19 protein-coding genes and 3 pseudogenes are annotated in these 23,789 nt (G+C 70.5%); 11 read left to right on the top strand and 11 right to left on the bottom strand.

Annotated features, from left to right (window positions below; genetic code table 11):
• Positions 1 to 494: 494 nt before the first annotated feature.
• Together OG948_RS39570 and OG948_RS39565 are read right to left on the bottom strand one after the other, a co-directional pair.
• The gene (locus OG948_RS39570; RefSeq protein WP_331769813.1) at positions 495 to 1,610 is read right to left on the bottom strand and encodes a hypothetical protein; all 1,116 of its coding nucleotides are present in this window, start codon (positions 1,608 to 1,610) and stop codon (positions 495 to 497) included.
• A gap of 984 nt (positions 1,611 to 2,594) precedes the next feature.
• Positions 2,595 to 3,023 carry a hypothetical protein gene (locus OG948_RS39565; protein ID WP_406300950.1) on the bottom strand — a complete coding sequence of 143 codons (429 nt, stop codon included), beginning with the start codon at positions 3,021 to 3,023 and terminating at the stop codon, positions 2,595 to 2,597.
• Between OG948_RS39565 and OG948_RS39560 the strand changes: the two are divergent.
• Positions 2,992 to 3,609, top strand: a pseudogene (locus OG948_RS39560) (hypothetical protein); the annotation flags it as partial. The gene OG948_RS39565 and the pseudogene OG948_RS39560 overlap by 32 nt on opposite strands.
• Positions 3,610 to 3,673: 64 nt before the next feature.
• Positions 3,674 to 4,183, top strand: a complete 510-nt coding sequence (locus OG948_RS39555) for a hypothetical protein (protein WP_331769811.1) — start codon at positions 3,674 to 3,676, stop codon at positions 4,181 to 4,183.
• Here OG948_RS39555 and OG948_RS39550 read toward each other — a convergent pair.
• The 4 genes and pseudogenes from OG948_RS39550 to OG948_RS39535 form a co-directional block, all read right to left on the bottom strand.
• A complete protein-coding gene (locus OG948_RS39550; protein ID WP_331769810.1) occupies positions 4,134 to 5,384 on the bottom strand; it encodes a flavin-dependent oxidoreductase in 1,251 nt (416 codons plus the stop codon). The two genes, OG948_RS39555 and OG948_RS39550, sit on opposite strands and share 50 nt — an antisense overlap.
• A 967-nt stretch (positions 5,385 to 6,351) precedes the next feature.
• A complete protein-coding gene (locus OG948_RS39545; protein ID WP_331773448.1) occupies positions 6,352 to 7,500 on the bottom strand; it encodes an NAD(P)/FAD-dependent oxidoreductase in 1,149 nt (382 codons plus the stop codon).
• A gap of 538 nt (positions 7,501 to 8,038) precedes the next feature.
• Positions 8,039 to 9,343: a LuxR C-terminal-related transcriptional regulator gene (locus OG948_RS39540; RefSeq protein ID WP_331769809.1), complete on the bottom strand. Its 1,305-nt coding sequence runs from the start codon at positions 9,341 to 9,343 to the stop codon at positions 8,039 to 8,041.
• Between the two features lie 1,036 nt (positions 9,344 to 10,379).
• Positions 10,380 to 10,733: pseudogene (locus OG948_RS39535) on the bottom strand (ATP-binding protein); the annotation flags it as partial.
• 321 nt (positions 10,734 to 11,054) lie between these two features.
• On the opposite strand from OG948_RS39535, the gene OG948_RS39530 reads away from it, so the two are divergent.
• A complete protein-coding gene (locus tag OG948_RS39530; protein WP_331769807.1) occupies positions 11,055 to 11,747 on the top strand; it encodes an alpha/beta hydrolase in 693 nt (230 codons plus the stop codon).
• A gap of 43 nt (positions 11,748 to 11,790) precedes the next feature.
• Here OG948_RS39530 and OG948_RS39525 read toward each other — a convergent pair.
• Positions 11,791 to 11,946 (bottom strand): annotated as a pseudogene (locus tag OG948_RS39525) (FAD:protein FMN transferase); the annotation flags it as partial.
• A 212-nt stretch (positions 11,947 to 12,158) separates the two neighbouring features.
• Here OG948_RS39525 and OG948_RS39520 point away from each other — a divergent pair.
• Positions 12,159 to 12,626, top strand: coding sequence for a VOC family protein (locus OG948_RS39520; RefSeq protein WP_331769806.1), 468 nt, complete (start codon positions 12,159 to 12,161; stop codon positions 12,624 to 12,626).
• 8 nt (positions 12,627 to 12,634) lie between these two features.
• Positions 12,635 to 12,874 carry a hypothetical protein gene (locus OG948_RS39515; protein WP_331769805.1) on the top strand — a complete coding sequence of 80 codons (240 nt, stop codon included), beginning with the start codon at positions 12,635 to 12,637 and terminating at the stop codon, positions 12,872 to 12,874.
• 156 nt (positions 12,875 to 13,030) lie between these two features.
• Here the strand turns inward: OG948_RS39515 and OG948_RS39510 are convergent, their stop codons facing one another.
• Both OG948_RS39510 and OG948_RS39505 read right to left on the bottom strand, forming a co-directional pair.
• The gene (locus OG948_RS39510) at positions 13,031 to 13,249 is read right to left on the bottom strand and encodes a PQQ-binding-like beta-propeller repeat protein (RefSeq protein WP_331769804.1); all 219 of its coding nucleotides are present in this window, start codon (positions 13,247 to 13,249) and stop codon (positions 13,031 to 13,033) included.
• The gene (locus OG948_RS39505) at positions 13,234 to 13,566 is read right to left on the bottom strand and encodes a hypothetical protein (RefSeq protein ID WP_331769803.1); all 333 of its coding nucleotides are present in this window, start codon (positions 13,564 to 13,566) and stop codon (positions 13,234 to 13,236) included. The genes OG948_RS39510 and OG948_RS39505 overlap by 16 nt, the downstream gene beginning before the upstream one ends.
• Before the next feature lie 1,501 nt (positions 13,567 to 15,067).
• Here OG948_RS39505 and OG948_RS39500 point away from each other — a divergent pair.
• Together OG948_RS39500 and OG948_RS39495 are read left to right on the top strand one after the other, a co-directional pair.
• On the top strand, positions 15,068 to 16,456 hold the full coding sequence (locus tag OG948_RS39500; RefSeq protein WP_331769802.1) for an MFS transporter: 1,389 nt from the start codon (positions 15,068 to 15,070) through the stop codon (positions 16,454 to 16,456).
• Between the two features lie 388 nt (positions 16,457 to 16,844).
• Positions 16,845 to 17,417, top strand: a complete 573-nt coding sequence (locus OG948_RS39495) for a dihydrofolate reductase family protein (RefSeq protein ID WP_331769801.1) — start codon at positions 16,845 to 16,847, stop codon at positions 17,415 to 17,417.
• Between the two features lie 507 nt (positions 17,418 to 17,924).
• Here OG948_RS39495 and OG948_RS39490 read toward each other — a convergent pair.
• The gene (locus OG948_RS39490; RefSeq protein ID WP_331769800.1) at positions 17,925 to 19,433 is read right to left on the bottom strand and encodes a DUF4246 domain-containing protein; all 1,509 of its coding nucleotides are present in this window, start codon (positions 19,431 to 19,433) and stop codon (positions 17,925 to 17,927) included.
• Positions 19,434 to 19,733: 300 nt separating this feature from the next.
• On the opposite strand from OG948_RS39490, the gene OG948_RS39485 reads away from it, so the two are divergent.
• The 4 genes from OG948_RS39485 to OG948_RS39470 all read left to right on the top strand — a co-directional run bounded on the left by OG948_RS39485 (position 19,734) and on the right by OG948_RS39470 (position 22,597).
• Entirely contained in the window at positions 19,734 to 20,195 is a 462-nt protein-coding gene (locus OG948_RS39485; protein ID WP_331769799.1) for a hypothetical protein, read from the top strand.
• Positions 20,192 to 20,515, top strand: coding sequence for a transcriptional regulator (locus OG948_RS39480; protein WP_331769798.1), 324 nt, complete (start codon positions 20,192 to 20,194; stop codon positions 20,513 to 20,515). The genes OG948_RS39485 and OG948_RS39480 overlap by 4 nt, the downstream gene beginning before the upstream one ends.
• A gap of 358 nt (positions 20,516 to 20,873) precedes the next feature.
• On the top strand, positions 20,874 to 21,293 hold the full coding sequence (locus OG948_RS39475; protein WP_331769797.1) for a YciI family protein: 420 nt from the start codon (positions 20,874 to 20,876) through the stop codon (positions 21,291 to 21,293).
• Complete coding sequence (locus tag OG948_RS39470; protein ID WP_331769796.1) at positions 21,266 to 22,597, top strand: sigma-70 family RNA polymerase sigma factor; 1,332 nt, start codon at positions 21,266 to 21,268, stop codon at positions 22,595 to 22,597. The genes OG948_RS39475 and OG948_RS39470 overlap by 28 nt, the downstream gene beginning before the upstream one ends.
• 201 nt (positions 22,598 to 22,798) lie before the next feature.
• Here OG948_RS39470 and OG948_RS39465 read toward each other — a convergent pair whose 3' ends face one another.
• On the bottom strand, positions 22,799 to 23,470 hold the full coding sequence (locus tag OG948_RS39465; RefSeq protein WP_331769795.1) for an NAD(P)-binding domain-containing protein: 672 nt from the start codon (positions 23,468 to 23,470) through the stop codon (positions 22,799 to 22,801).
• Positions 23,471 to 23,789: the final 319 nt, after the last annotated feature.

Raw genomic sequence — 23,789 nt, 5'->3', positions numbered from 1 at the left:
TATGCGTGGCCGCTTTCATCACGGATGATCACCGAGCTCGGGCGTGTGCGGTGAGAGGGCGAAGGGAGGCGGCGTCGGGTCGGCGCGGATCGGCGACGGCCTGCGCGCAAAGGGGTCGCGCTGTACGGGAGTTCGCCGGCGTTGGTGAGTGCGGTCGGCGCCGGGCCGTGCCCGCCGGGGGATCGGCCGCTTCCGGCTACCGGTCGGTGTGGTCGTCGTCCGCCGGGCACTCCCGGTCCGGGTTCGACGGGTTGGGAGGATCGCCCGGCTCGCAGTGCCGCGTCGCGGGCGGCGGCGCACCCGCCTGAAGTGGTCTTGAGCGTCCCGTCCTGGTGGATGGCCACCTTGCGACTCCGGACGGAACGGATGGGCGTCGGCGGTCCGTCCGAAAGCGCCGGAAGTTCCCCGCGCGGGCGCGGGTGTGTGTCGGACGGCAAGGTCTCCGGAAACACCACCACGAAGTCCCCCGCGCGGGCGCGGGTGCGCGCGGCGCGCTACCGGGGCTGGACGGCGAAGACGAACATCGCGAGGCGGGTGCTGACCACGGCGAAACGGTCGCCGATCGGCGTCGGTAGGTAGGTCTTGTCGAAGCCCTGCGCGAGAACCTGCTTGGTGCGCACGTCGACGGCGATGGGGGTCCGGGTGTTCATCACGTCCTGGTCGGCCCGGATCCCGTAGAGCACACCACCGACGACGCCGTCGGCGCTGAGCGGGTGTTCGTCCGCGGCCTGCTGCCACAACGTACGGCCCGACGACGGCTCCCAGACGGTGCTGCGGGAGTTGCTGCCGCCGCTGCCCAGCACCGCCACCGCGCCGGTCGTGTCGGTGAGGACGGTCGAGGCTCCTTCGGGACTGGTGGGCCCGGTGGCCACCAGGCGACCGGTGGCCGGATCGTGGAGACTCAGCACCGCGGCCTGGCCGTAGGGCTTGGTGTCCCACGCGATGGCGATCCTGCCGTCGACGGAGCCGAGGATGTTCGGCAGCGAGCCGGTGTCGTACGCCTTCGGATCGGCGCCGGCCGGCTTCTCCACCGTGTCCGTGGCCCACCGCCGCGCGCCGGAGGCCGGGTCATGGGCGACGATCCGACGCGGGGCGAGCGTGCCGGTGCCCATGCGCTCGATCGTGAACACCGTTCCGTCCACCAGGAGCGGCACCTCGCCGGCACCGACCACGGAGGCGCGACGCCCACCTCCGACCGCGAAACTGCAATCGCTCGCGCAGCTGAACGACTGCCCCGGCCCCGTGTCGCCCGCACGCAGCACGGTCACACTCCCGCCCGGGCGGTTGTCGTCGGTCCGGATCAGCCAACCGTCCTCGATCGCGGCGCCGTTGGTGTTCTCCCGCCCCAGCAGGGGCAGTTCGACGCGCCCGAGTGGCTCGCCGCGCTCGTCGTACGCGTCGACCGACCACGAACGCTTCTCGGCGCTCAGCCCGTCCGACGGCACAACGCGCTGTCCCCGCACGACGATCGCCGGCTTGCCCCACCACGTTTCACCTGTGACCCGGCCGTCGGCGGTGAAGTTCTTGCGGACCTGTCCGGTGGCGGCGTCCCGCAACTCCACCGCCGTCCGTGCGCCGTTCGGGGTGGCGACAACGACCGCGGTACCCACCGGAAAGACGTTCGGCTTCTCGCCGCCCGCGCCGTCCGGCGTCGAGAGCGACCACACCGGGCCGGGCTGGAGACCGGGGAGCGTGGGACCCGAATAGGCCGGTCCCTTCGCGGAGTTCGGGCCACTCGCCGGCCGGGGGGATCCCTTCGACGCGGAGGGCCCCGACCCATTCGACGAGGTACAGCCGGATAGCCACATCGGGCACCCGAGTCCGAGCACCCCCACCGCGACGACATGGACAAGCCTCTGACGCATCACGTTCCCCCGAACTCGCCCAACGTTGATCGTCGCGAGCATAGAGCAACGCTCGGCGAGGCTTCGATGAGGGCGGACTCGGCCCACCCCCATGCTCACCGTCGACGCCGGGCCCGGCCGGTTCGCCCGGCAAGTCGGCTGCTCGGTGCACCGGTCGAGCGGTACCCGGGGGACGAGGCCGGCGCGTGGCCGGCACGGCTCGGCTGCCGCCGGACTTCCCGCCGGCAGATCCACGCGTCCACAACGACAGCGTCGGCGGCCACCCGACACTGTCGGCGGCCACCCGACACTGTCGATGGCCGCCCGGTCGCCGTCGTCCCTACCGGTGGTCGAGGCCATGGACGACCCGGCTCGGGATCCGGGACGATCGCTCGTCGCGGCCACCCCGGTGCCCTTGAGCCGAGACGTTGCCGGCTCTCGGCACGATCCCGTCTCACAGCGCCGCAACGACGGAGCGCGGTATCGACGATGCGGCGCTGTGGCACGCCCAGGAACAGCATCGACAGCGGGAAAAGGCAACCGTTCCGGCCTCGCCCTCGGTAGGGCGGCTACGACATGCCCCCAACAGGCCCACCAGTTCTCCGAGAGTTCGATCCCGGCACATGAGTCGGCACCCGACCGGACCCACGACTGGCCACCGGGGCGACCTCGGCCGCGCCCGTTCCCATCTACGGGTGATCTTCACGGAATCGGGTTACCGTCCGCCGCCGCGCCGGGAATAGCGCCAACTCATACGTTCCAAGCGCTCTTACGTTCCAGGCGCTCCACGACGGCGACGAGACGACGAACGACGGAGGGTTCACGGTGGCCATGGGCGAGCGGGACGAGAAGGCCGGCGGCTCGGTGCCCCTGCGCTCCGGCCGGGTGGTGATGCGCGGAAGCCGTACCTGGATCACCCGCAAGGTCGGCCACGGCGGGGTCACCGGCCTCGCCTCCGTGGACGAGAACTGGAACATCGCGGTACGCCACGGCCGGGTCGTGGAAGTGGGGGAAGAAGCCCGTCAGCCGGTTCCCGGCCGAGCACCAGGGGAAGATCGTCGCGGTCACGGCGGGCGAGCCGAACTTCGCCGCCGCGCTGAGCACTGCGGGCAAGGTGATCATCTGGGGCTGTGCGGGACTGCCCGAGATGCTCGACCGGTGCATGCCCCAGGCGGTCAAGGACGGCAAGGTGCCGGCCATCGCCGCCGGGCACTACGCCTTCCTCGCCAAGTCCGACTCCCCGCTCTACCTCGCCGGGGACCGGCCGAACGGCGACCCCGCCGACGTGAACGAGATCTTCCCCGGTGAGTCCGCGATCAAGGGCAAGCCCTACGTGCTGAAGCGGGTCGACTTCGGGGTCCCGGCGCTGCGGCTGTCCGGCGGCGGGGCCTCGCCCACGGTGCCGGCGCCGGCCCCGGCGACGGACGCGGAACTCAGCCTCCAGGAGGGGTACGCGTTCCCGGCCGAGGTCCGGTCGGGGAGCGACCTGAATTTCCAGTGGCGCATCGACAACAACGGCCCGACCAAGGCAACCGGCGTACTGGTGACGGTGCAACTGCGGGCCAAGGTCACCCTGCGCCCCAAGTACCGGGACGCGGTCAAGATGGGCGCGATCGAGGACCTCGGGGGCGGCAAGTACCGGTTCAAGACCGCCGATCTCGAGCCCGCCGACGGCTGGACCGTCCCGCTGATCACCAGGGTGGGCAGTGACGCCGGCGGCAGGCTCACCGCCACCGCCGAGGTCACCGCCGCGAACATCGCCGATCCCACGCCCGCGCTGGAGTCCTGGGCCGAAGTCACCGCCGACGGTGCCAAGTGGGAGTCCTCCGATGACGACGACCGGTCCGCTCACCACCACCGTCGAGATCACCGCCGACGACGCCGGGACCGGAGTACGGGACAGCGTCACCGCGAAGTCCGGGACCGTACTGGAGGTATCGGGCACGATCGTCGGCAAGGTGGCGGCCAATTCGGTCGCCACCTATGTGTGGACGGTCCGCAACACGACCGGTGTCCAGGCCGAGAAGGTCAGCCTGTCCATGGACGGACCCTCCGTGCGCCAGGGCCACTTCCTGAACTCCGCGCCTCCTCCGGCATCCCGGGACGACGGCAAGGTGGTGTGGAACCTTGGCACCCTGCCGGGCAACTCGGCCAAGAACGCGATCGCCGTCTTCACGCTCCAACCCGACCAGGGCGGCAAGAAGCTGGGCCCCACCGCGGCCGAGGCCAAGGCGGCCAATGCCGAGACCGTCGCCGCCAAGGACAAACCGCGCCGGTCCCCGACCCTGCTCAGTCCGTCGCCGGCGTTCGTGAAACCTCCCACGAAGGGTGGGTGTTGACCTGCGCCACCGTGGCCTGGGCCAGCTCCCGGTAGCGGTTCGCGATCTTCTCGGCCTCGCCGGTGGGCAGTGTTCCACCGCGCTCCGCGGCTCGCGCGATGATCTCTTCCGGCCCCAACTCCCGGTTGGCCAGTACGATCGCGTTGACCGTCGGTCGGCGCGTGTGGTCGTAGCGGCGAAGCGCGGCCACGGGGTCGCCGTCCCGTGCCAGGCACCAGGCCAGTACCCGGGCGTCGACGATGGACTGCGATCCGCCGTTCATGCCCATCGGGAACATCGGGTGCGCGGCGTCACCGAGCAGGGTGACGCGTCCGAAACTCCAGCGCGGCAGCGGGTCGCGGTCGAGCATCGGATACTCGAAAATCGCCGAGGAGCGCTCGACCAGCGTCGTCGGGTCGATCCACGGCAGGTTCCAGTCCGCCAGGCCGGCGTGGGCCTCCGTCGTCGTGATGCGACGGTTCGCGCGGTCCCGCGGTTCGGCGGACGGCCCGTGCCGTACCTCCAGCACCCAGTTCAGCAGGGCTTCGCCACCCTCGGTCGCGGGATCCTCGATCGGGTAGGCGACGAATTTCGCCCCGGGGGTGCCGCCGGCCACCACGATCGAGCGGCCGTCGAGGATGTGCGGGTACCGCGCGACCCCGCGCCACATGTGGACACCGTTCCAGCGGGAGGGGCCCTCGTCGGGGTGGAGCCGGGCGCGGACCGCGGAGTCGATGCCGTCGGAGCCGACCAACACATCGGCGTCCTCCACGGTCGGCGCGCCGTTCGACCGGTCCAGGAAATGGGCCCGAACGCCGTCCGTCGTCTGTTCGAAGCGTTGGAACCGCAGGCCGGTGCGGACAGCGTGCGGCCCCAGGCGCTCGCGCACGGCGGCCAACAGCATGACGTGCAGGTGGCCGCGGTGCACGGAATACTGCGGCCATTGGTAGCCGGCCGCCAGTCCGAGCGACTCCTCCCACACCGGTTCACCCGCCCGGTCACGGTAGCTCAGCCGCTGTGGGGGCAGGGCGATGGCGGCCAGTTCGTCGGCCAGGCCGAGTTCGGCGAGTTCCCGGACGGCGTGCGGCAGCAGGTTGATCCCCACGCCCACCGCCTCGATCGTCCGCGCCGCCTCGCTCACCCGCGGCCGGAAACCGGCGGCGTGCAGGCTCAGGGCACAGGTCAGCCCGGCAATCCCGCCGCCCACGATACTGACCCTCATGCGTCCGCCCCTGTCGTTCGATCACGTTGCCGCGGGAGCTCACCGGTGCGAGCGCGGCCACGATGCCCACCGGGAAGCGGTACGGGCAACGTGTGAGTGGTGGTGTGCTTGCGGTGTTCCGGCCGGTATCGCAGGCCGCGGGCCCGGCAGGCCCGAGCCGTCCACGAACCCCCCGGGGGGCGGCGACGTTTCCGCGTGGTGCGTTGTCGCTCACCATTCCTCCGGGGTGCTTCGGGGCCGACGGCGACGGCACGGCCGTGTCGAGGATCCTAGGAGTGCGGTGGACTTGGCCTCTTCCGTCATTTGACTCAAATCCGGGGCCACGCTGCGTTGTCGGTGCCGCGTTCTTTCTCCAGGGCGTCCCGCAATCGACCGAGGGATGTGCCGCGCAGCCTGGGGAACGCCCGGTGGAGGCGCGAGGAGACGGGTCCGCAGGGACCGCCGGCTACGTATTGCTCCCGGGTATCCGAGGTGGACGTCCCGGAGCAGCGGATGTGGTCGGGGCGGTGGCCGGGCGGTTCAGCCGGCGTCCGCGAGTACCTCGGCCGAACGAGTCCACGGGCGCCGGGCGTTGTCCGGGTCGACGACGTGGGGGCCACGCCGTGCAGGGTGCCGGTGCGGCGGTCGACGGACCAACCGGGTCAGGTGGGCCCGATCGCCGATGAGTTGGTCGACCGGGACGCGCAACTCGCGGGCCGGGTCACCGGGGGAAGGCCACCCGGAGCGTACTGCCGTATGCCGTCGACCCGGAAGCCGCCGCCCGGCTGTGGGAGATCAGCGAACGCCTGAACGCCTGAACGCCTGACCGAGTGGCCGAGTGGCCGAGTGGCCGAATGGCGCACCGAGGCCGCGGTTGCCGGGTCGGTCGTGGCGCACCGGGCCGGGCGGACGTGTGGTGTTGGTTCGCGGATCGGAACTCCGGTGTCATGCCTGTCCGTTGGGACATCGGAGCCCTGACGGGGATGGGTCAGTGGTCGGCCTGCCCGAAGCCGGCGAACTGGTCGAGCAGCCGGTTCAGGGCGTCGTCGCCGAACATGAGCCGGAGGCTGTCGGCGGAGTTTGCGGCGGAGGCCTCGCTTCGGGGGAAGAGGGCCCGCTCGTACGCGCTCAACGCGGCCTCGGTGTCGCCGGGGTGGGCGAGGACCGCACGGCCGAGTTCGGCGCCGTCCAGCATGGCGAGGTTGGCTCCTTCGCCGGCGAACGGGGACATCAGGTGGGCGGCGTCACCCAGGAGCGTCACCCCGGGGGCGCGGTCCCAGCGGTGACCGACGGGCAGGGCGTGGATGCGGCGCGGGGTCAGTGCGCCGTCGGCGTCGGCGACCAAGGCGCGCAGGCTCTCGTCCCAGGCGTCGAAGTGGGCGAGGACGGCTTTCCCGGCGCCGTCGGTGTCGGTGAAGTCGACACCTTCCAGCCGGTCTTGGTCGACCTTCGGGGCCGTGTACGCGTGCAGGCCGCCGTCGCTCTCGCGGTGCGCGGGGCAGCCGTTGCCGTCGCCGAGCGCGATGAAGAAGCCGTAGCCGACCAGGGCCGCGCTTGTCGCGTGGCGCGTGGCCGCGTCGTGCAGGTCGGTCTCGACGAAGGAGACGCCGGTGTAGGCGGGGGTGGCGGCGGAGACCAGTGGGCGGATCCGGGACCAGGCGCCGTCGGCTCCCACGAGCAGGTCGGTGGTGACGACGCCGCCGTCGGCGAAGGCCACTTCGTGGCGGCCATTGCCGAGCGGCCGGGCGCCGGTGGCCTTGTGCCCCCAATGGAACGTGTCCGCCGGAAGGGAGTTCAGGAGCAGGTCGCGCAGTTCGCCGCGGTCGACTTCGGGGCGACCCGCGCCACCGTCGTCGGGCTCGTCCATGCGGACCGTGCCGTCGGGGGCCACGATGCGGGTGGCTTCGCCGCCGGCGTGGATGAGGGCGCGGAACCGGTCGTGGAGGCCGGCGGCGCGCAGCGCTTCCTGGCCGGAGTCGTCGTGGATGTCGAGCATGCCGCCTTGACCGCGGGCCTGGGCGGACGACTCCAGGTCGAACACGGCCGCGGCGACGCCGCCGACACGCAGGACACGGGCGAGAGTCAGGCCGCCGAGGCCGGCGCCGATGATCGCGATGGGGTGGTGAGGGGTGGTCATGGCGATGTTCCCTGCGTGGTCCGGCCGTTGTGGCGGCCGGGTGTGGGTGGTGGGGACCTGCCGGGGTTGTCCCCGGTCCGACCTGCCGGTCTGCTCCATGTCGTTGATCAGGACGTGGAGGCCCCAGGACGGGTGGGCCTCGCCTGGGCCGGACGACAACCGGTCGGCGAGCGCGGCCACGTGCGGGTGCGTCCGCGGCGGGGCGGCGTGGATTGCGACAGCGAGGGCGTCCATCTCGTTCCGGGCGCCGGGGGCGGTGTCCCGCGCGGACTGCTCGGCGGCCGTCGCGGTGGCGAACTGCGGCAGCGGCGGCCGACGGGACTCTTCCGGCGTGCGGTCACATGACGACGATAGCGAACATGTTCGTTACGAACAAGGTCGGGACGGCCATGCGACGGGCGAATCCGAGCCTGCGGTGGTGCCGTACCGCGCGGGTCGTGCTGCCGACCGGGGCTGCGAGCTCTCCGATTCGCGTGGCACCGGTGGAAACGTTGTCGTCGCGACAAGGTCGAACGGCGCGCTCCGGCACCGAGCAGGTTCACGCCCGCGTGCGGGTCGCCGGCGCGCCCAGGGGATGGTCCCGCCGCTCCAGCGCGTCGCGCAGCGCGGCCCGGGACGTGATGCCCAGCTTCGGGAACAGGTGGTGGAGGTGGGTGGAGACAGTGCGCGGGGACAGGAACAACTTCTCGGCGATCTGCTTGTTGGTCAGTCCCGCGGCCGCCAGGCTCGCGACCTCGCGCTCCTGCGGTGTCAGGGCCGATTCCTCCGGCCGCGGCCGGGCGTGCACCGGGCGGCCGCAGGCGCGGAGTTCCTTGTTGGCGCGGGCGGTCCACGGGTCTGCGCCGAGTTGTTCGAAGACCTCCACGGCGGCGGCCAGGTGGTCGCGGGCCTGGGCCTGCGCCCTGCCGCGGCGCAGGCGTTCGCCGCAGTACAGCCGGATACGGGCACGGTCGAACGGCCACCGCTCGCCGTCCTCGATGGCCGGCGCGTCGCGGAACCCCACGACGGCTTCCTCGTCGTCCCGCGTCGCCATGGCCGCGGAAGCGAGCAGGACGACGCGCAGGCACGGCGACACCATGTCCAACCCGGCTTCCCTCGCGGCCTCGACGTGGGCAAGGGCCCGGTCGCGGTGGCCGGTTCGGACGGCGGCCTCGACAGTGTCGAGGAGCGCCCACAACGCGTGGCCGGTGAAGGGGGCCAGGGATCCGGCCGGCGAGATCCGGCAGGCGTGCCGGTAGGCCGCTTCGAAGTCGCCCCGGGACAGCGCGATCAACGTCTTGGCGTGGGCGGCGTAGCAGCGGATGGCGTTGGCGCGGCGGGACCCGCCCCACTGGTCCATCCGGTCGGCGAGCGTGCGGGCGGTGGTGAAGTCGCCGCACGCCGCGGAAACGCAGGCGAGCAGGAACTGCCCGGTCCAGGAGCGCAGCGGGTAGTGGTATTCGTCGCACAGGGCCGGCCCGTTGCCGACGACCTCGCGAAGCTTGGGCCACTGGCCGGTGAACCAGGCGTGGCTGCCCCACAGGAACGAGGCCTGGGTGGCGGGGAAGTTGTTCTCCCCGGTGCGTCCGCCGCGCGCGGTGCGCAGCAGCGGCTCCTCCATGGCGCCGAGCCGGTCCGCGTAGGCGCCGGCGGTGCCGATGCGCACGATCCGGATCGGGTCGCAGGTGCCCGGGAGTTCCGCGATGGCGGCGTCGAGGCGGGCCCAGTCGGACGCGTGGGCGCGGGCCGGGTCGGCGAAGCCGGCCCGCAACAGCCGCAGCGTGTCCGGGACCGAGGTGCAGGTGGCGATGGACGCGTCGAAGTGCGCCCACAGGTCGCCTCGGCCGCCGTAGACGCACACCATCAGCAGGGGTGGACGGTGCCTCGAACAGGGTGGCGTCGCCGAGGTCGTACGGCTCGGGCTGTAGTGCGATGGTGCCGCTCAGCAGGCGGTGGGCGGTGTCGACGTCGCCGTGGCTGTTGAGCAGGTACAGCGCGGCGGCCACCGCGGCGGCGGGGGAGTCCGCGTCGGGGGCGGCCTGCCGGGCGTCGTCGAGCAGCCGTGGCACATCGCGTACGTCGCCGGTCAGGTTCGCGCCGACGTACGCCGCCTTCGCCGGCCGCCGGGCTCGTTCGGCCCCTGCCGGGCTCGGCTCGGCGGAACGCACCAGCGCCGCAACCGCGTTCGGCCCGTCGCCGCGCCGCGCACCGACCTCGGCGGCCTCCTCGAGCAACGCCACGAGCTGTTCGTCGGGTTCCACCGCGGCCTGCGCCAGGTGCCAGACCCGCTGCTCGGGAACGCCGACCCAGGCCTCCGCGAGTGCGCGGTGCACGCCGCGCCGCTGATCGTTGGTCGACAGGTCCACCACCGCGGAGCGCATCAGCGAGTGCCGGAATTCGAGCCGGCCGGTCGTCTCGTCCACGTGGATCAACCGGACACGCTCCGCCGGGGCGAGGTGCTTCATGCGACATCGCCCGGCGACCGCCCGGCGCACGATCATCAGGTTGCCGCTGCCTTCCAGGGCCGCCACGAGCAAGAGGTGCCGCGTGGCGGCGGGCAAGGTGGTGATCCGGGAGGCGAACGTGGCCTGGAGGCGCTGTGTGAGCGGAATGCGCTTCGGCAGGGCTTGCCCGGCGGTCCGCTGGGAATCGGTGAGCGCGGCGGGGAGCTCCAGCAGCGCGAGGGGATTGCCTTCGGCGTCGGCCATCAGTCGACGTCGGACCCGCGGAACCAGCGCCGGGAAGCGACGGCGGAGCAGCTCCTCCGACGCGGCCTCGCTGAGCGGACCCAGTTCGTGCAGTGGAAGCCCGCTGTGGTCGAAGAAGCTCTCGTCGCCGATCCGGATCGCACAGACGGTCCCGGTCCCGGGGCCGCTGTCCGGCAGTCGACGCGCCACCTGCCCCAGCACGACGGCACTGGCCCGGTCCAGCCAATGCGCGTCGTCCAGCACCAGCAGGGTGGGCCGATCCCGGAACAGGTCGGCGACCAGGGAGACCACGGCCTCGGCGACCGTGTCGTGTCCGGGAGCCGGCCCACGCTTGAAATCCAGGGCCGCGGCGAGGACGGCAACGCCCGTTGCCGCCGACCGGCTCTCGGGTGTGGACATCAGCAGTTGCCGCAGCGCGCCGTAACCGGTCTGCGCCCGGTACTGCACACCCACGGTGGACGGCACCCGCATCCCGGCGGCCTCGGCTTCGCGGGCGACAGCGTCGTGCAGCGCCGTCTTTCCCACTCCCGGTTCGCCGAGGAGCATCAACGATCCACCGGTGCGCGGGATGTCCGCGAGGAAGAACGCCGAGCCGCGCCTGGTCGACCGCGCCTGCGGCCGACGACGACCGGCATCGCGGCTTCGAGGACGCGTTGGCCGTCGAGGGGACGAACGACGGCCCTTCGACCAGGCGCGCGTTCACCCGGTCGGACCGGCGGTGACGGGTCGTCCGGAACAATGTCGCCGGAACTACGTCATTCGACGGAGGCGGGGAATCGTCCGTATTCCTAGGGTTCTCGACAAGGGCAGCGCACGCGGCAACACCTGCGGCGGTGCGTTCCAGACCCGACGAACCCTGGAGGAATGATGAGCGACAACGCGCCGCGCGGGAATGTCGTGCTCGTCCACGGAGGATTCGTGGACGGCTCCGGCTGGCAGGGCGTCTACGAGGCACTCAAGGCCGACGGCTACCGCGTGGCCATCGTGCAGAACCCCACGGTCTCGCTGGAAGGCGACGTGGCCGTGACCCGCCGGGTCATCGATGGGCTGGACGGACCGGTGACCCTGGTCGGCCACTCCTACGGCGGCGCCGTGATCACCGAGGCGGGCACGCACGAGAAGGTGGCGGCGCTGGTGTACATCGCGGCGTTCGCCCCCGACAAGGGCGAGTCGGTGAACACGCTGATCGCCGACCCGCCGCCCGGCGCCCCGGTTCCGCCGATCCTGCCGCCCGTCGACGGCTTCCTGTTCCTGGACCGCGAGAAGTTCGCCGACTCCTTCGCCGGTGACCTGCCGGTCTCGGACGCCGAGTTCCTGGCCGACTCCCAGGTTCCGTGGGGCGTGGACGCGCTCGGCGGCGCGGTCTCGCAGCCGGCCTGGCGTACCAAGCCGGCCTGGTACCTGGTGGCTTCCGACGACCGCATGATCCCGCCGCCGGCGCAGTGCGCGATGGCCGAGCGGATCGGCGCGCAGACCGTCGAGGTGGCCGGCAGCCACGCCGTCTACGTCTCGCAGCCCGGTGCCGTCGCCGACCTGATCAAGCAGGCCGCGCAAGCCTGACGGCAGCAGGCTCGGGGCTCTGCGACGCCCGCAGGCCGGCCCGTCACGGGCCGGCCTGCGGGCCTCGACCATGTCGCCCGGCGTTCGGCGACGGCTTCCGTCCGCCCGTCGGCTCGACCGCGAAGACCTCGCAGCCGGGACGGGCAGCGGCCCGGGTGATCCCGTCGGTGCCCATCGCGAAGGCGGCGGTCGCGGTGGCGAGTTCCCAAGGCGCGGGATCCGGCCACGATGGGGGGCCTTCGGGTGCGATCGATGAATGACTGCTCGGCACACGGCGTGCCTGGTCGTGCACTGCCGTGTCGCATGCCAGGCTGATCCGGTATGCCGGATATGAGCGGCATATCACCTTGCTCGAATCGACAGTTGTGCCGGGCTGTCGGCCATCTGCCATTGATCGGATAGGCGGGAACCGTGAGCGTCAAACCTGTGCCCGAGGACTACCCGCGCGTTACGCCCTACCTGTGCGTCGACGGAGCAGCGGCCGCGATCGACTTCTACGTCTCCGTCCTCGGCGCGACCGAGCGCATGAGAATGCCCGCGCCCGGTGGCAAGATCGGCCACGCCGAGCTCCAACTCGGCAACTCGGTGGTCATGCTCGCGGACGAGTACCCGGACATGGGCTTCCGCAGCCCGAAGACGGTGGGTGGCACGCCGGTGACCCTGCACGTGTACGTCGAGGACGTCGACGCGGTCTTCGCGAGTGCCCTCGCCAAGGGCTCCACGGAACTCCGGGCCGTGAAGAACGAGTTCTACGGCGACCGAACCGGCCAGTTCGAGGACCCCTTCGGGCACCGCTGGAGCGTCGCCTCGCACGTCGAGGACGTCCCCGAGGACGAAATGGCGAAGCGGGCCGAGGAAGCCATGCAGAGCGGCGACTGATCCACGGTGTGCGTTGCAGGCCCTGCGGCTTCGACGACGTTCAGCGCTACCCGGTGATCGATCCCCCCTACCTGGGTCGACAGACGCATCGGGTGGCGGCCTCCTCCGACCCGGGCTGCCACGGCTGCGTCGCCGAGGCGGTGTCGGCGGCGGGCTTCGCGGTGCCGGTGGACGACAGCACTCGCGCCGCCGCCCGTCACCAAACCGAGCGCGTGGTGAGGATGGCGGCTCGGCTCAGGGCAGCCTGACCTGTTTGCCGGCGGCATCCCGTCACCGTGCGGACGTGCGGACGTGCGGACGCAGGCGCGCGCCCGCACGTCGGCCGATCGACGGTGCCCTGCGGGCTGCCTTCCCCGCTCGGGGAAGGCAGCCCGCAGGGCGTGGAGGTGCCTATCGGTGGGGCATCAGCCGCCGTGACCGCGCAACTGCCGGGCCGCCAGCGCGTGGATCGTCCCGTCGTCGGTCAGCGCGAACAGCCAGTCACCACTGATGGACAGCGCCGAAGCCACGCTGCCGCCGAGGTTGTACTCGGTCAGCAGCTTGCCGGTGGCACGGTCCAGGACGACCAGCCGACCGTCCCGCGTGCCCGCGTACACCAGGGACTCGGTCACGAGGGCGTGCATCGTCGGCGACCCGGCGCGCGGGGTGGTGCATCCCATCGCCACCCGCCACTTGTCTCCTGGGGGCTCTCGCCGGGCAGGTAGCCGACGCGGGTCTCCCACAGCGGCTTGGCAGGGTCGACGGCGGTGGTGTCGTACGCCCGGACGACACCGTCGCGACCCGCGATGTAGGCGACATTGCCCCACACGGCGGGGCTGGTCACCGGGGCGGTACCGGGCTCGCAGGAACCGTCGGTGCCCACGCTCGACTGCCAGGTGACCGCACCTTGTTTCTTCGGGTCGTGCCCGCGGGCGCCGCTCGCCGTCATTGCTTCGGTCACCGCTCACGCCCGGCTGGACGCCCTCGCGACTTCGCTCACCCGGCCGCCGTCGGGGTGGGAGCACGGTGATCGTCGGGGCACATGCGCCCGGCCTGCCCGCCCTCCCCGGACCTCCACAACTCCTGCCTGCGGTACGCGTGACGCATCCGCTCCACCGTCGTGTGCGCCGCCAGACCAGCCCGGCAGCGTCGACTCCCTTGCCTTCGCCGCGTTCCGCTGCGCCAACGTCCGCCGGTCGGGATGGTCGTACTCCGCCGGCATCACCACACCCTCCGCCTCATCGGGCAGACGAGGGAGACCGTCCATGGACGGCGCGCAACATCGGAAGTGCAATGCTGGGGTTGCGCGTCCTTTGATGAATGTGCAACTCTGAGGTTGCAGGTGTGCTGACGGCGGTGGGGGAGTAGCTCATGGGTATGGACCGGACAGTCGCCGAGGAAGGTGTGTTGCTGATGGCGACGAACCCCGGCCTCGGTGAAGGTGCCGTGTGCGTGGAGACGGTTGTGCCGCCGCCGTACGTGGCGTACCACCGGGCCGGCGGGTTCCCCGGAGAAGCCTTGCGTGCGGACGACAGCGCCCCGGTGGAGTCGACACCGACCGCCGAAGGCGACGCGATGCGTCCGCGCGTAGTCGAGAGCGGTTCCTCGACGCCGGGCGCACCCGAACGCAGCGCGACGAGTGGGCGCGACTCGACATCCATGGACGGGACCGAGTGTTCGACGCTCTCGGGACGCGCGTCGAAGAGCCCTCCGTGTGACGTACGAACGCGGTGGTCTTGCTGAAGCAGTCGACAGCCTCCTCGCCGCGTTGGCCGACCCGACCGCGACGTCGGCTACTCGACCTGGTCGCCGCACAGGGGGAGGCCACCGCGACCATGCTCGCCGGGGGTCTTCCGGTCTCACGGCAGGCGGTGGCCGAGCACCTTCCGATACCGGACGCCGCCGGACTGGTCTTCGGCGCCCGAGTCGGACAGTAATGCGGACTTCGGTAGGGCCCGCTGCCCCCGGACGCGACGGCGCAGTGGACGGCCGCACGCGCATCCGACTGGGGCCGGCGCCTGGTCGACATCAAACATGCCGCCGAGGCGAGGTAAGACGATTCGCCTTGAGGGCTGTTGGTAAATGATCTCGAGTTTCGGAGAATAGCGGGCCGACTTGCCGGGCCATCCGGCGAGGATGAGGTTGTGTCGTCGGGCGCTGCCGGGCGTGGCGTGATGGGCACCGTGCCTGTGAGGCGGACCGCGCCCTGGGCGCCGGATGGCTCTCATGCCCGCGGTTGTTGCGGCTGCCGGTCGCCCGCGCCGACCGACCACGGCCACCAGTGGGCCGTGAGGATTCCTCCGGGTCGATCCGTCGCCGCGTATGGCCGACTTCGCCTCGGGGCCAGTGAAAGTTTCCCGGCCAATCCGCGATGACGTGCGGAAATCATCGGTGGACGGCCCGCCCATCCCGATGACTTGCCGGCTGTGCCGATATCCGATTTCTTCGAGAGGAACCGTGCCATGCTCACCGCTCCGGCTTCACCGCCGCTTATCAGTGGCAGACAGCGATTGACCCTGTGGGTCCTGCTTGGTGCCGGCTTCATGCTGTCCGTCGATTTCTCGATCCTGAACGTCGCACTGCCAAAGGTCGGCGAGGGCGTCGGGCTGGCGGCGACGGGGCTTCCCTGGATTGCCTCGGCATACGCGTTGCCCGCAGCCGGCCTTACGCTGTTGTTCGGACGCATGGCGGACCTGTTCGGCCGCCGCCGGCTCTTCATCTGCGGCATGGTCGTTCTGACGGGAGCTTCGCTGCTCGGCGGATTCGCATACAACGCCGAGACGCTTCTGATCGCCCGGGCCTTGCAGGGCCTCGCCACGGCGATGGCGATTCCCGCGTCCATGTCACTGCTCACCACCACGTTTCCGGAGGGTGCGGTACGCGACCGCGTCCTCGGCCTCAACGGTGCCATGCTCTCCGCGGGCTTCACCGTCGGAGCACTGGTCGGTGGCACCCTCGTCGGCCTGCTGAGCTGGAGGGCCGCATTCTTCATCAACGTCCCTGTGGCCGCGCTGATCCTGTGCCTCACCCCCTTCCTGATCAGTGAGAGCAGCCACCCCGACAGGCTGAAGCTTGACCTGCCCGGAGCAGTGACCGTTACCGGTGGTCTGCTGGCAGTCGTCTATGCGGTCATCGAGACGAGCATTCTCACGGCCGTCGTCGGCGTGTTGCTGTTGAGCGTGTTCTGGATGGTCGAACTGCGCTCGCACGCACCACTCGTGCCGGTGCGCATCTTCAAACGGCCCACCGTCAAATGGGGCAACTACGCCGGGCTTGTGGTCCTGGCCATGAACACCGCGATGATTTTTCTGATGACGCTCTACCTGCAGAATGTGCTGGGTTTCTCGCCGACGGCCACCGGCCTGATCTTCGGTCTCCCCGGCCTGGCAGCCGTGGCCGCCGGAGTGGCGGCCGGGCGCCTCATCGGGCGATTCGGCAGCCGTAGCGTTCTGACCGTGGGGCTCTCCGTCCAAGGCCTGGCGACCCTGCCGCTGATATTCCTCGGCACCGACAGACTGGCACTCGCGGTCCTGGTCCCCGCCTTGTTCCTTGGATTCTTCGGGCATGTGACGTCCATCGTGGCGTATACCGTGACAGGCACATCGGGACTACCGAACGACGAGCAGGGACTGGCCACGGGCCTGACTTCGATGACCCAGCAGGTGGCGATCACCGTCGGCATCCCGGCTCTGAGCGCAATCGCCGCCACGCAGGGCAACGAATTGACGGGCATTCGTCTCGCACTGGGCGTGGACGTGGCCGTGACGCTTGTCAGTGTGGCCCTCATCTGGTTCGGACTGCGTGAGCAAGGCGAACACGGCACATCCCTGGCAGTGGCGGCTCGTCCATAACTCCGGCAGACGGAGCCGCCGCGACGCGGTGCCCGGGCGTAGGCAGGGTTCTTGACGGGGCTGTGGTCAGCAACCGACCCGGCCCCGTACCCCACCGGCCTGTCCCTGTCGGCCCCTGCGTGATGCCGGACTACGACGGGCCGCCGCGGGGAACAGCGACGGAGGCGGGCGCGGACGAGAGGTCACGATGCGAAGCCCCCACGCCCACTCGTCGACGGGCGTCGCGGCGTCATCGACCCGCCCGCCGCCGGGCGCTTTGAGAGATTGGGTGGGTGCCGATGAGTTTCGCCGCGATCCACAGTCCAAGATGATGACCGGTGCGCCGCGACATGAGCGCGCACCGACCGAATCCGCCGAGATCCGGCAACGAGACACCAGGGATCTTTCGATGCGCACATTGATCAGCACCGCGTTCATCTCGCTCGACGGCGTCGTGGAGGGCCCCGGCGGCGAGCCCGGCTACCGCAACTCCGGATGGACCTTCAAGGACGTCGAGTTCCTTCCCGAGGCGTTCGAGATCAAGGGCCGTGAGCAGCAGGAGGCCGCGGCGATGATGATGGGCCGGGTCAGCTACGAGGCGTTCAGCGCGGTGTGGCCGGACATGGAGGACTTCGCCGACTACAAGGTGATGCCGAAGTACGTCGTCTCCACCACCCTGTCCGAGGGCGACCTGGTGTCGAACTGGGGCGAGACCACGATCCTGCGCTCGCTCGAGGACGTCGCCGCGCTCAAGGAGACCGACGGCGGACCGATCATCGTGCACGGCAGCGCCACATTGAACCAGGCCCTGTCGGACGCCGGCCTGATCGACCGCTACCACCTGCTCGTGTTCCCGCTCCTGCTCGGCGCGGGCAAGCGCCTGTTCAGCGCCACGGACAAGGACACCCAGAAGCTGAAGCTGGTCGAGCACGAGGCGTACGCCAACGGTCTGCAGAAGAACGTCTTCGACGTCGTCCGCTGACCACGCTCCCGCGGTGTGCGACCCGGGCGCAGGGCGGGCGCTCCGGGACCGGCGTCACCGAAATGCCCGCCAACGCGGCGCGTCACTTGATCGTCGTTCCCTGCATGGGCGACCATCCGTGGGCCGTTTGGGCGCGCGGCTTCATGGCGCATCGGTGGCCGGAGTGCACGATTCGGCCGTTCTGAGCGGCCGACCACCAATGCTCGGGACGCCCAGGCCGTCCGACACCTGGGTTTCCCATCGGGGTGCTGCCGGAATTCCCGGCGGCACCCCGGCAGCGTGCGCCTGCGGCCGCCCCCGGCCATGCCGCCTCGACTGTGCCGCGTCGAGCGTCTTGGCCGGCGAGCCCTTGCCGTTCGACGGTCGTCACGTGCCGCTGCCGGTCGGCGCGAGGGTGTCGGACCCGGACGCCTGAGGGGAACCGGGGCCGTCGACACGCAAGGCGCACCGCGCCCCGCCCCTGCCGGAGCCGGGATGTCCGGCTCGACCCGGCCCGTATGGACGGGTTCAGTGCTCGCAGAGGGAGAATTCTCGTTCGTAGATCTGCTCGTTGTGTTCGTCGACGAAGAACTTGCGTTCCTGCATGAGTTGTTCGCGGTGGTTCCTGGCCTGTTCGAGCGTCATGGTCGAGGTGTCGGACCATGGTTGTTGCGGTGGCACGTCGGATGTCGAGACGATCGTTTCCGACGGGTCGACCAGGAAGAACGCGAGAATTTTGCGATATCCCGGGCGGGTGGGGTCCATGAGACGGAACGAGCCGACGCGGTGTTGCAGGATGTTGGGGAACGCCAGACAGCGGCCCGCTGGGGTCGATGTGGATCCCAGCATCTGGTTCAGTGCGTCTTCGTTCTCCAAGCCGTAGACGTCACGCACGCCGTTGTCGTCGTTCTGTTCGTAGCGCGGGTCGTCGAGTGCCGCCCGGAAACTCAGCCTGCTTTCGGTGATGTTCTCGCTGTCCCAGTAGTAGATGGCGCTCGAGACGATCCGCTCGTTCATCATCCCCTCGACATGCCAGGAACCGCCCGGGTATTCGGGCTTGTCCGGGGTGAGATGAATGGTGGCGAGCTTGACGATGACCTGGAGACGGCGGCCGCGCAGGTCGACTCGGGCGGATTCATCGGGCAACCGGGGTGGGGTGAAGGCCGGGGCGTCCGGGACGACCGGACGGCGGTTTTCCCACCAGTCGTCCTGAGCCGCTTCCCATGCATGGACGGCTTCGTCGTAGGCCTCGTCATCACTGTGGGAGGACTCGTCCGGAGGCTCCGGCTCCGAGTCGTACCACCCGTAGGGATCGGCCTCGATCCGCAGGGGCCGCGGATGGCGCAGATCGGTGAGCACGTTCTCCAGCAGCGGGCGCAGGCGCGCGAACAAGTCCGGCAGTACGGAGGCCAGTTCGCGATGATTGTCGGGGTGGACGTTGTTGACGTACGAACGGAAGGCGACATCGCCGTCGTCACTGACGTCGACGTCCGTGGGTAGCCACTGGAATTTCTCCGAGACCTCGTACTTCGAGTAGCGGTCCGTCGGGTTCTGCCAAGCCCGCTCGGGCGCACCGCTCACCTCTCGCACCAGGCAGAACAGTGAGGGATGGACCAGATCCAGTACCTGGCCGTCGGACCCGGGATGCCAGTCCTGTTCTGCTTCGGGGATCTGTTCCAGAACCCGAACCGCCTCGCGCAGCCGGGATCGGAGCTTGTCGTCGATCAGCGTGTCCGACTGCCACACCCCGTCGACGGCGGACACCTCGACGCCGGTTCCTCCGTCCCGCAGCGCGGCGTAGTGCAGGAGTTCGGCAAGCACGTAACGAACCTGCGCTTCGGTGAGGCCCTGGGCGACCGCTTCCTGCGTCCACCTGGCGACGATGTCGGCATCGTTCATCTTGTCGAACCACCCCGGCTTCGCCCGGATGTGCGCGCTGCACTGCATCATCTGAAGTTCCCGCAGCGTTCGGGGTGTTGCGAACGATATGGAACGGGAAGCACGAAAGGGCAGCGGGAAGGTGGACAGGCCGGTCAATTCTCTTGGTCCTCCCAGTCGGTGTGCGGTGGCGGGAAGGATACTTCAGCAGAGTGACACCGCAGCGTGATCCCTGTCATCGCCGCTCCGGGAGCCAGGTGGTCGCCGTCGTCGACGAACGCGGGTGGTTGCGGCGGGGGATCGACGACGCGGACCGGGCGCCCGATGCGTAGGTGGGGACGGTGCCGCGACTGGGGGCGTGATCGGGGGAGAGGGCCTTGCGGCGTTGGGGATTGGTCTTGACTTTCCCAGTCGGAAAGTAGGACTCTTACTTTCCCGACAGGAAAGTGAGGTTCCGTCATGACGAACACCGCTCCGGAGCAGGCCCTCGCCGCGCTGGACGCCGTCGACCGGGCCCGGCGCCGGGTGGCCGATGAGGTGGGTCTGCCCCGTGGCTACTGGTGGGTGATGGCGGCGGGTTGGCTGTTGTTGGGCGTGCTCGGCAGCGTGTCGCCGTGGCTGGGCGGAACCGCGACCGCGGCCTTCGGCGCCGGGCACGGGATATTCGCGACGCGCCTGCTCGACGGACGCCGGCGCACGGACCGTCTGCGGGTCGGCGCGGCCGTCGCCGGGCGCCGCACCCCGCTGGTCGTGCTCGGCATGCTGTTCGGGCTCGTCGCCGTCACCGTGGCCGCCGCCCTCGCGCTGCACGCCGACGGCGCCGACCACGCGAGCATCTGGGCGGGCGCACTGGTCGCGGCCGTCATCGGCTTCGGCGGACCGGATATCCTGCGCGTTCTGCGCCGTTGGGCGCGGGCATGACGAAGGCACGGTTCGACGAGTTGATCCACCCCAGCACCCGGCTGACCCTGGTGGCGACCCTGGCCGCGGCCGACTGGGCCGAGTTCGCGTACCTCAAGGAACACTTGGAACTGTCCGAATCGGCGCTGTCCAAGCAACTCGCAACCCTCGAGGAAGCCGGATACGTGGCCACCGAGCGCCGCATGTGCGGCGGCCGCCGCAAGGTACGCGCCCGCCTGACCAGCACCGGCCGGGACGCCTTCGACGGCCACGTCGCCGCACTGCGGGCCATCGTCGCCGGCGCCGCAACGCCGACCGAAAGCCCCGCGGTCCGCTCCTGACGAGTGCGCCACGCAAGTACCGGCGGCGCAGCCCGGGGTCGTCGACCCGGATCGCCCGCACGACGCGGGTTCCGGCTCAAGCTCCGTAGTTTGCTCCGTGGCCCGGATTCGAACCCCGCGGCGATTGCTCGGCCGTGTCCGCGTGTTCCGTCCGGGTCGGTGCCGGTTTCGTTCCCGGACACGCCACGCCCCCGGCCGACTCGGGCGGAGATCCGGGTGGAGGCTCTACATCGTCCGGGGCGCGGTGAGCGCGTCGAGGTTGTCCGACGCGAACCGTGTCGATCCGTGGTCGCCCCGTTCGACCTGGAGGTGAGAAGTGAGAAGGTCGAGAGGCGACCCTGTGGCAAGGAGATCGAAGATGGCGAAGTACATGCTGATCCTGCGAGGCACCGACGAGTCCGTCGCGAAGATGATGGAGACGCCGTTCGAGCAGATGCTCGAGACCGTCGGCCGCTTCAACGAGGAGATGATCCGCGCCGGCGTGCTCGTCGCCGCCGAGGGTCTGGACGACCCGACCCAGGGCGTGGTGGTCGACTTCGGCGGCGAGACGCCGGTGGTCACCGACGGTCCGTACGGCGAGACGAAGGAACTGTTCGGTGGCTTCTACGTGATCGACGTGGCCACGAAGGAGGAGGCCGTGGAGTGGGCCACGCGAATCCCCGCGATCACGGGCAGCAAGTGCGAGATCCGCCGCGTGCCGGGGATCGACGAATTCCCGCAGAACAACGAGTGGATCATCAAGGAGCGGTCGTGGCGCGAGCGGACCGGCCAGCTCTGACGCACGACGCGACCGGTGGCCCGCCGAGCGCCGAGTCGGCTCGGCGGGCCACCGAGGCCGTCTGGCGGATCGAGTCCGCGCGGATCGTCAGCGCGCTGGCCCGCTACACGGCCGACTTCGAACTCGCCGAGGACGTGGCACAGGAGGCGCTGGCGGAGGCGCTCGTCAGCTGGTCGCGCGACGGCACGCCGACCAACCCCGTGGGCTGGCTCCTGACGACCGCACGGCGGCGGGCGATCGACAACTTCCGCCGCCGTTCGGCCCTCGATGAGCGATACGGCATGCTCGCCGGGCAACTCACCGAAGGACAGGCGAGCTCGGGCGCGCCCGCCCCGCGAGACGGGTCGGACGACCTGCCGTGGGACCCCGACCGGGTCGACGACGACGTCCTCGCGCTCATGTTCGTGGCCTGCCATCCCGTGCTGTCGCCCGAGGCACGCGTGGCCCTGACCTTGCGCGCGGTCGGCGGCCTCTCCAGCGAGGAGATCGCCCGGGCGTTCCTCGTGCCCGTATCGACGGTGCAGGCACGGATCACCCGGGCGAAGAAGACCATCGCCGCGGCGGGGGTCCCGTTCGAGCTGCCACCATCCCGGGAACGGCGCGAGCGGCTCGGTGCCGTCCTGAGCGTGCTGTACGTGATCTTCACCGAGGGCTCGACGGCGACGACGGGCGACCGTCTGCTTCGGCCTGATCTCGCCTATGAGGCGATCCGACTGGCCCGGATGTTGGCAACGTTGTTGCCGGACGCGTCGGAAGTGTTCGGGCTGCTTGCCCTGTTCGAGCTCACGGCAGCGCGTTTTCCCGCACGCACCGACCCCGATGGAGATCCGGTGCTCCTGGAGGACCAGGACCGACGCCTGTGGGACGGGTCGGCGATCCGCCGCGGTCGGGCCGCGCTCGCCCGGGCCACCGCGGTCGGGCGCGGTCTCGGACCGTACGGCCTGCAAGCGGCGATCGCGGCCTGCCACGCGTCCGCGTCCTCGGTGCCGGAAACCGAATGGGAACGCGTCGTACTCCTGTACGAGGCCCTCGGCCGTGTGGCTCCCTCGCCCGTGGTCGAACTGAACCGGGCCGTCGCCGTCGCGATGGCATACGGGCCCCGACACGCGTTGTCCATCGTCGACGAGATGGTCGCCTCGGGACGCCTGTCGGGATCACACCTGCTCCCGAGCGTGCGCGGCGAACTCCTCGCCCGCCTCGGTCGGACCGCCGAGGCGCGGGCCGAGTTGGAACTGGCCGCGCGATTGTGTGGCAACCTCCGCGAGCGGTCGGTGCTGCTGCGCAAGGCGGCCGCGCTGTCGTGACCTCGGCGGGACCGGCGGAGTCCTTCGTGGCTGATGTCGTCGACCACCCCTGCGGCGACCGGCAAGTCCGGGTCGGCATGTGGTGACGCCGCTGATCGGGTGGGCACGGAAACCGTCGCCAAAGCGTCGCGCTCGGTCCAGCCGGGCCCGACGCCTTGGCGAAGGTGATGGTCGGTCACCTGTTTCGCCCGACCCGGGTCATCAGTCGGTCGAGGGCTGGGTGGCGAGGGCGGTGGCAATCGAGATGTTGAAGTCCACCGGTCCCAGGACCCCGTACAGGCGCAGCCACAAGGGCATCAGGAGTTCCGTCGCGCGGGCACCGGACAGGTCGCCGAGGTCGATGATCTGGGCGGGGGTCCAGCCGAAGGAGCCCAGCAGGGTTGCCACTTCGGCCTTGGCGGTCTCGTCGTTGCCGCTGAGGAACACGTTGTGGTGGCCGGGGACCAGGCCGGGCTCGACCATGACCGTGTTGTTCATCGTGTTGAGGGTCTTGACGACCCGGGTTTCGGGGAACGCCTTTTGCAGTTGCTCGGCGAGGCTGCCGCCGTCCGGAGTGAAGACCTTGGGCGGGAACCCCTCGGAGAAGTCCAGTGCGTTGGACACGTCGACCAGGACCTTGCCGCGCAGATTGTCGGCACCCGCCGCCTCCAGCACGGCCAGTGAGACCAGGCCGCCGGTCGCGTTCACCACGAGCTCGGCGGTGCCGGCCGCGTCGGCGAAGGTGCCGTGCGCGCCGCCGTTGTCCGCCGCCCACTGCTTGGCTTCGGCGTTGTCCGCCGTCCTGGAGCCGAGCGTGACTCGATGACCCAGCGCGGCGAGCTTGCCGGCGAGCCGTCGCCCGACCTCACCCGTGCCCAGTACGCCGATCCTCATGTGCTGTTCCCCCCTCGTACGAAAACGCCGAGCAACCACGGCAGACGGTGCGGTGGTTGGCCGGATTCGTTCGACCGATCGATCCATGTGACCGTAGATCGGGACCGTCCCCGGGGGAAGCACGCACTATTCGGTACCTGTACCGGGACGATCCCGCAGAGCCTCCACGGATGGCGGTCCCGAGCCGTGGAAAGGTCCCCCTCGTGCTCGGCGTCGTCGGGGGTGGTCGCCGACTTCGGCAGTGTGTGGAGGGAGTGGGTGGGGCCTTGCCGGCCGCAGGATGCCGACCGCAGGAGAACGCGTGCGCAACGCGTCCGGC

Source organism: Embleya sp. NBC_00888 (assembly GCF_045207655.1).
GTDB lineage: Bacteria > Actinomycetota > Actinomycetes > Streptomycetales > Streptomycetaceae > Embleya.
The sequence above is the reverse complement of the archived record's forward strand: the minus strand, read 5'-3'. Positions and strand labels throughout refer to the sequence as shown.

Excerpts from the sequence above, each read along its gene's own strand:
- OG948_RS39475 (WP_331769797.1), top strand. The coding sequence starts at position 20,874 with ATGGCGAAGTACATGCTGATCCTGCGAGGCACCGACGAGTCCGTCGCG.
- OG948_RS39555 (WP_331769811.1), top strand. The coding sequence starts at position 3,674 with ATGACGACGACCGGTCCGCTCACCACCACCGTCGAGATCACCGCCGAC.
- OG948_RS39495 (WP_331769801.1), top strand. The coding sequence starts at position 16,845 with ATGCGCACATTGATCAGCACCGCGTTCATCTCGCTCGACGGCGTCGTG.
- OG948_RS39530 (WP_331769807.1), top strand. The coding sequence starts at position 11,055 with ATGAGCGACAACGCGCCGCGCGGGAATGTCGTGCTCGTCCACGGAGGA.
- OG948_RS39485 (WP_331769799.1), top strand. The coding sequence starts at position 19,734 with ATGACGAACACCGCTCCGGAGCAGGCCCTCGCCGCGCTGGACGCCGTC.
- OG948_RS39465 (WP_331769795.1), bottom strand. The coding sequence starts at position 23,470 with ATGAGGATCGGCGTACTGGGCACGGGTGAGGTCGGGCGACGGCTCGCC.
- OG948_RS39540 (WP_331769809.1), bottom strand. The coding sequence starts at position 9,343 with ATGGTGTGCGTCTACGGCGGCCGAGGCGACCTGTGGGCGCACTTCGAC.
- OG948_RS39545 (WP_331773448.1), bottom strand. The coding sequence starts at position 7,500 with ATGACCACCCCTCACCACCCCATCGCGATCATCGGCGCCGGCCTCGGC.
- OG948_RS39480 (WP_331769798.1), top strand. The coding sequence starts at position 20,192 with ATGACGAAGGCACGGTTCGACGAGTTGATCCACCCCAGCACCCGGCTG.
- OG948_RS39500 (WP_331769802.1), top strand. The coding sequence starts at position 15,068 with ATGCTCACCGCTCCGGCTTCACCGCCGCTTATCAGTGGCAGACAGCGA.
- OG948_RS39550 (WP_331769810.1), bottom strand. The coding sequence starts at position 5,384 with ATGAGGGTCAGTATCGTGGGCGGCGGGATTGCCGGGCTGACCTGTGCC.
- OG948_RS39510 (WP_331769804.1), bottom strand. The coding sequence starts at position 13,249 with ATGCACGCCCTCGTGACCGAGTCCCTGGTGTACGCGGGCACGCGGGAC.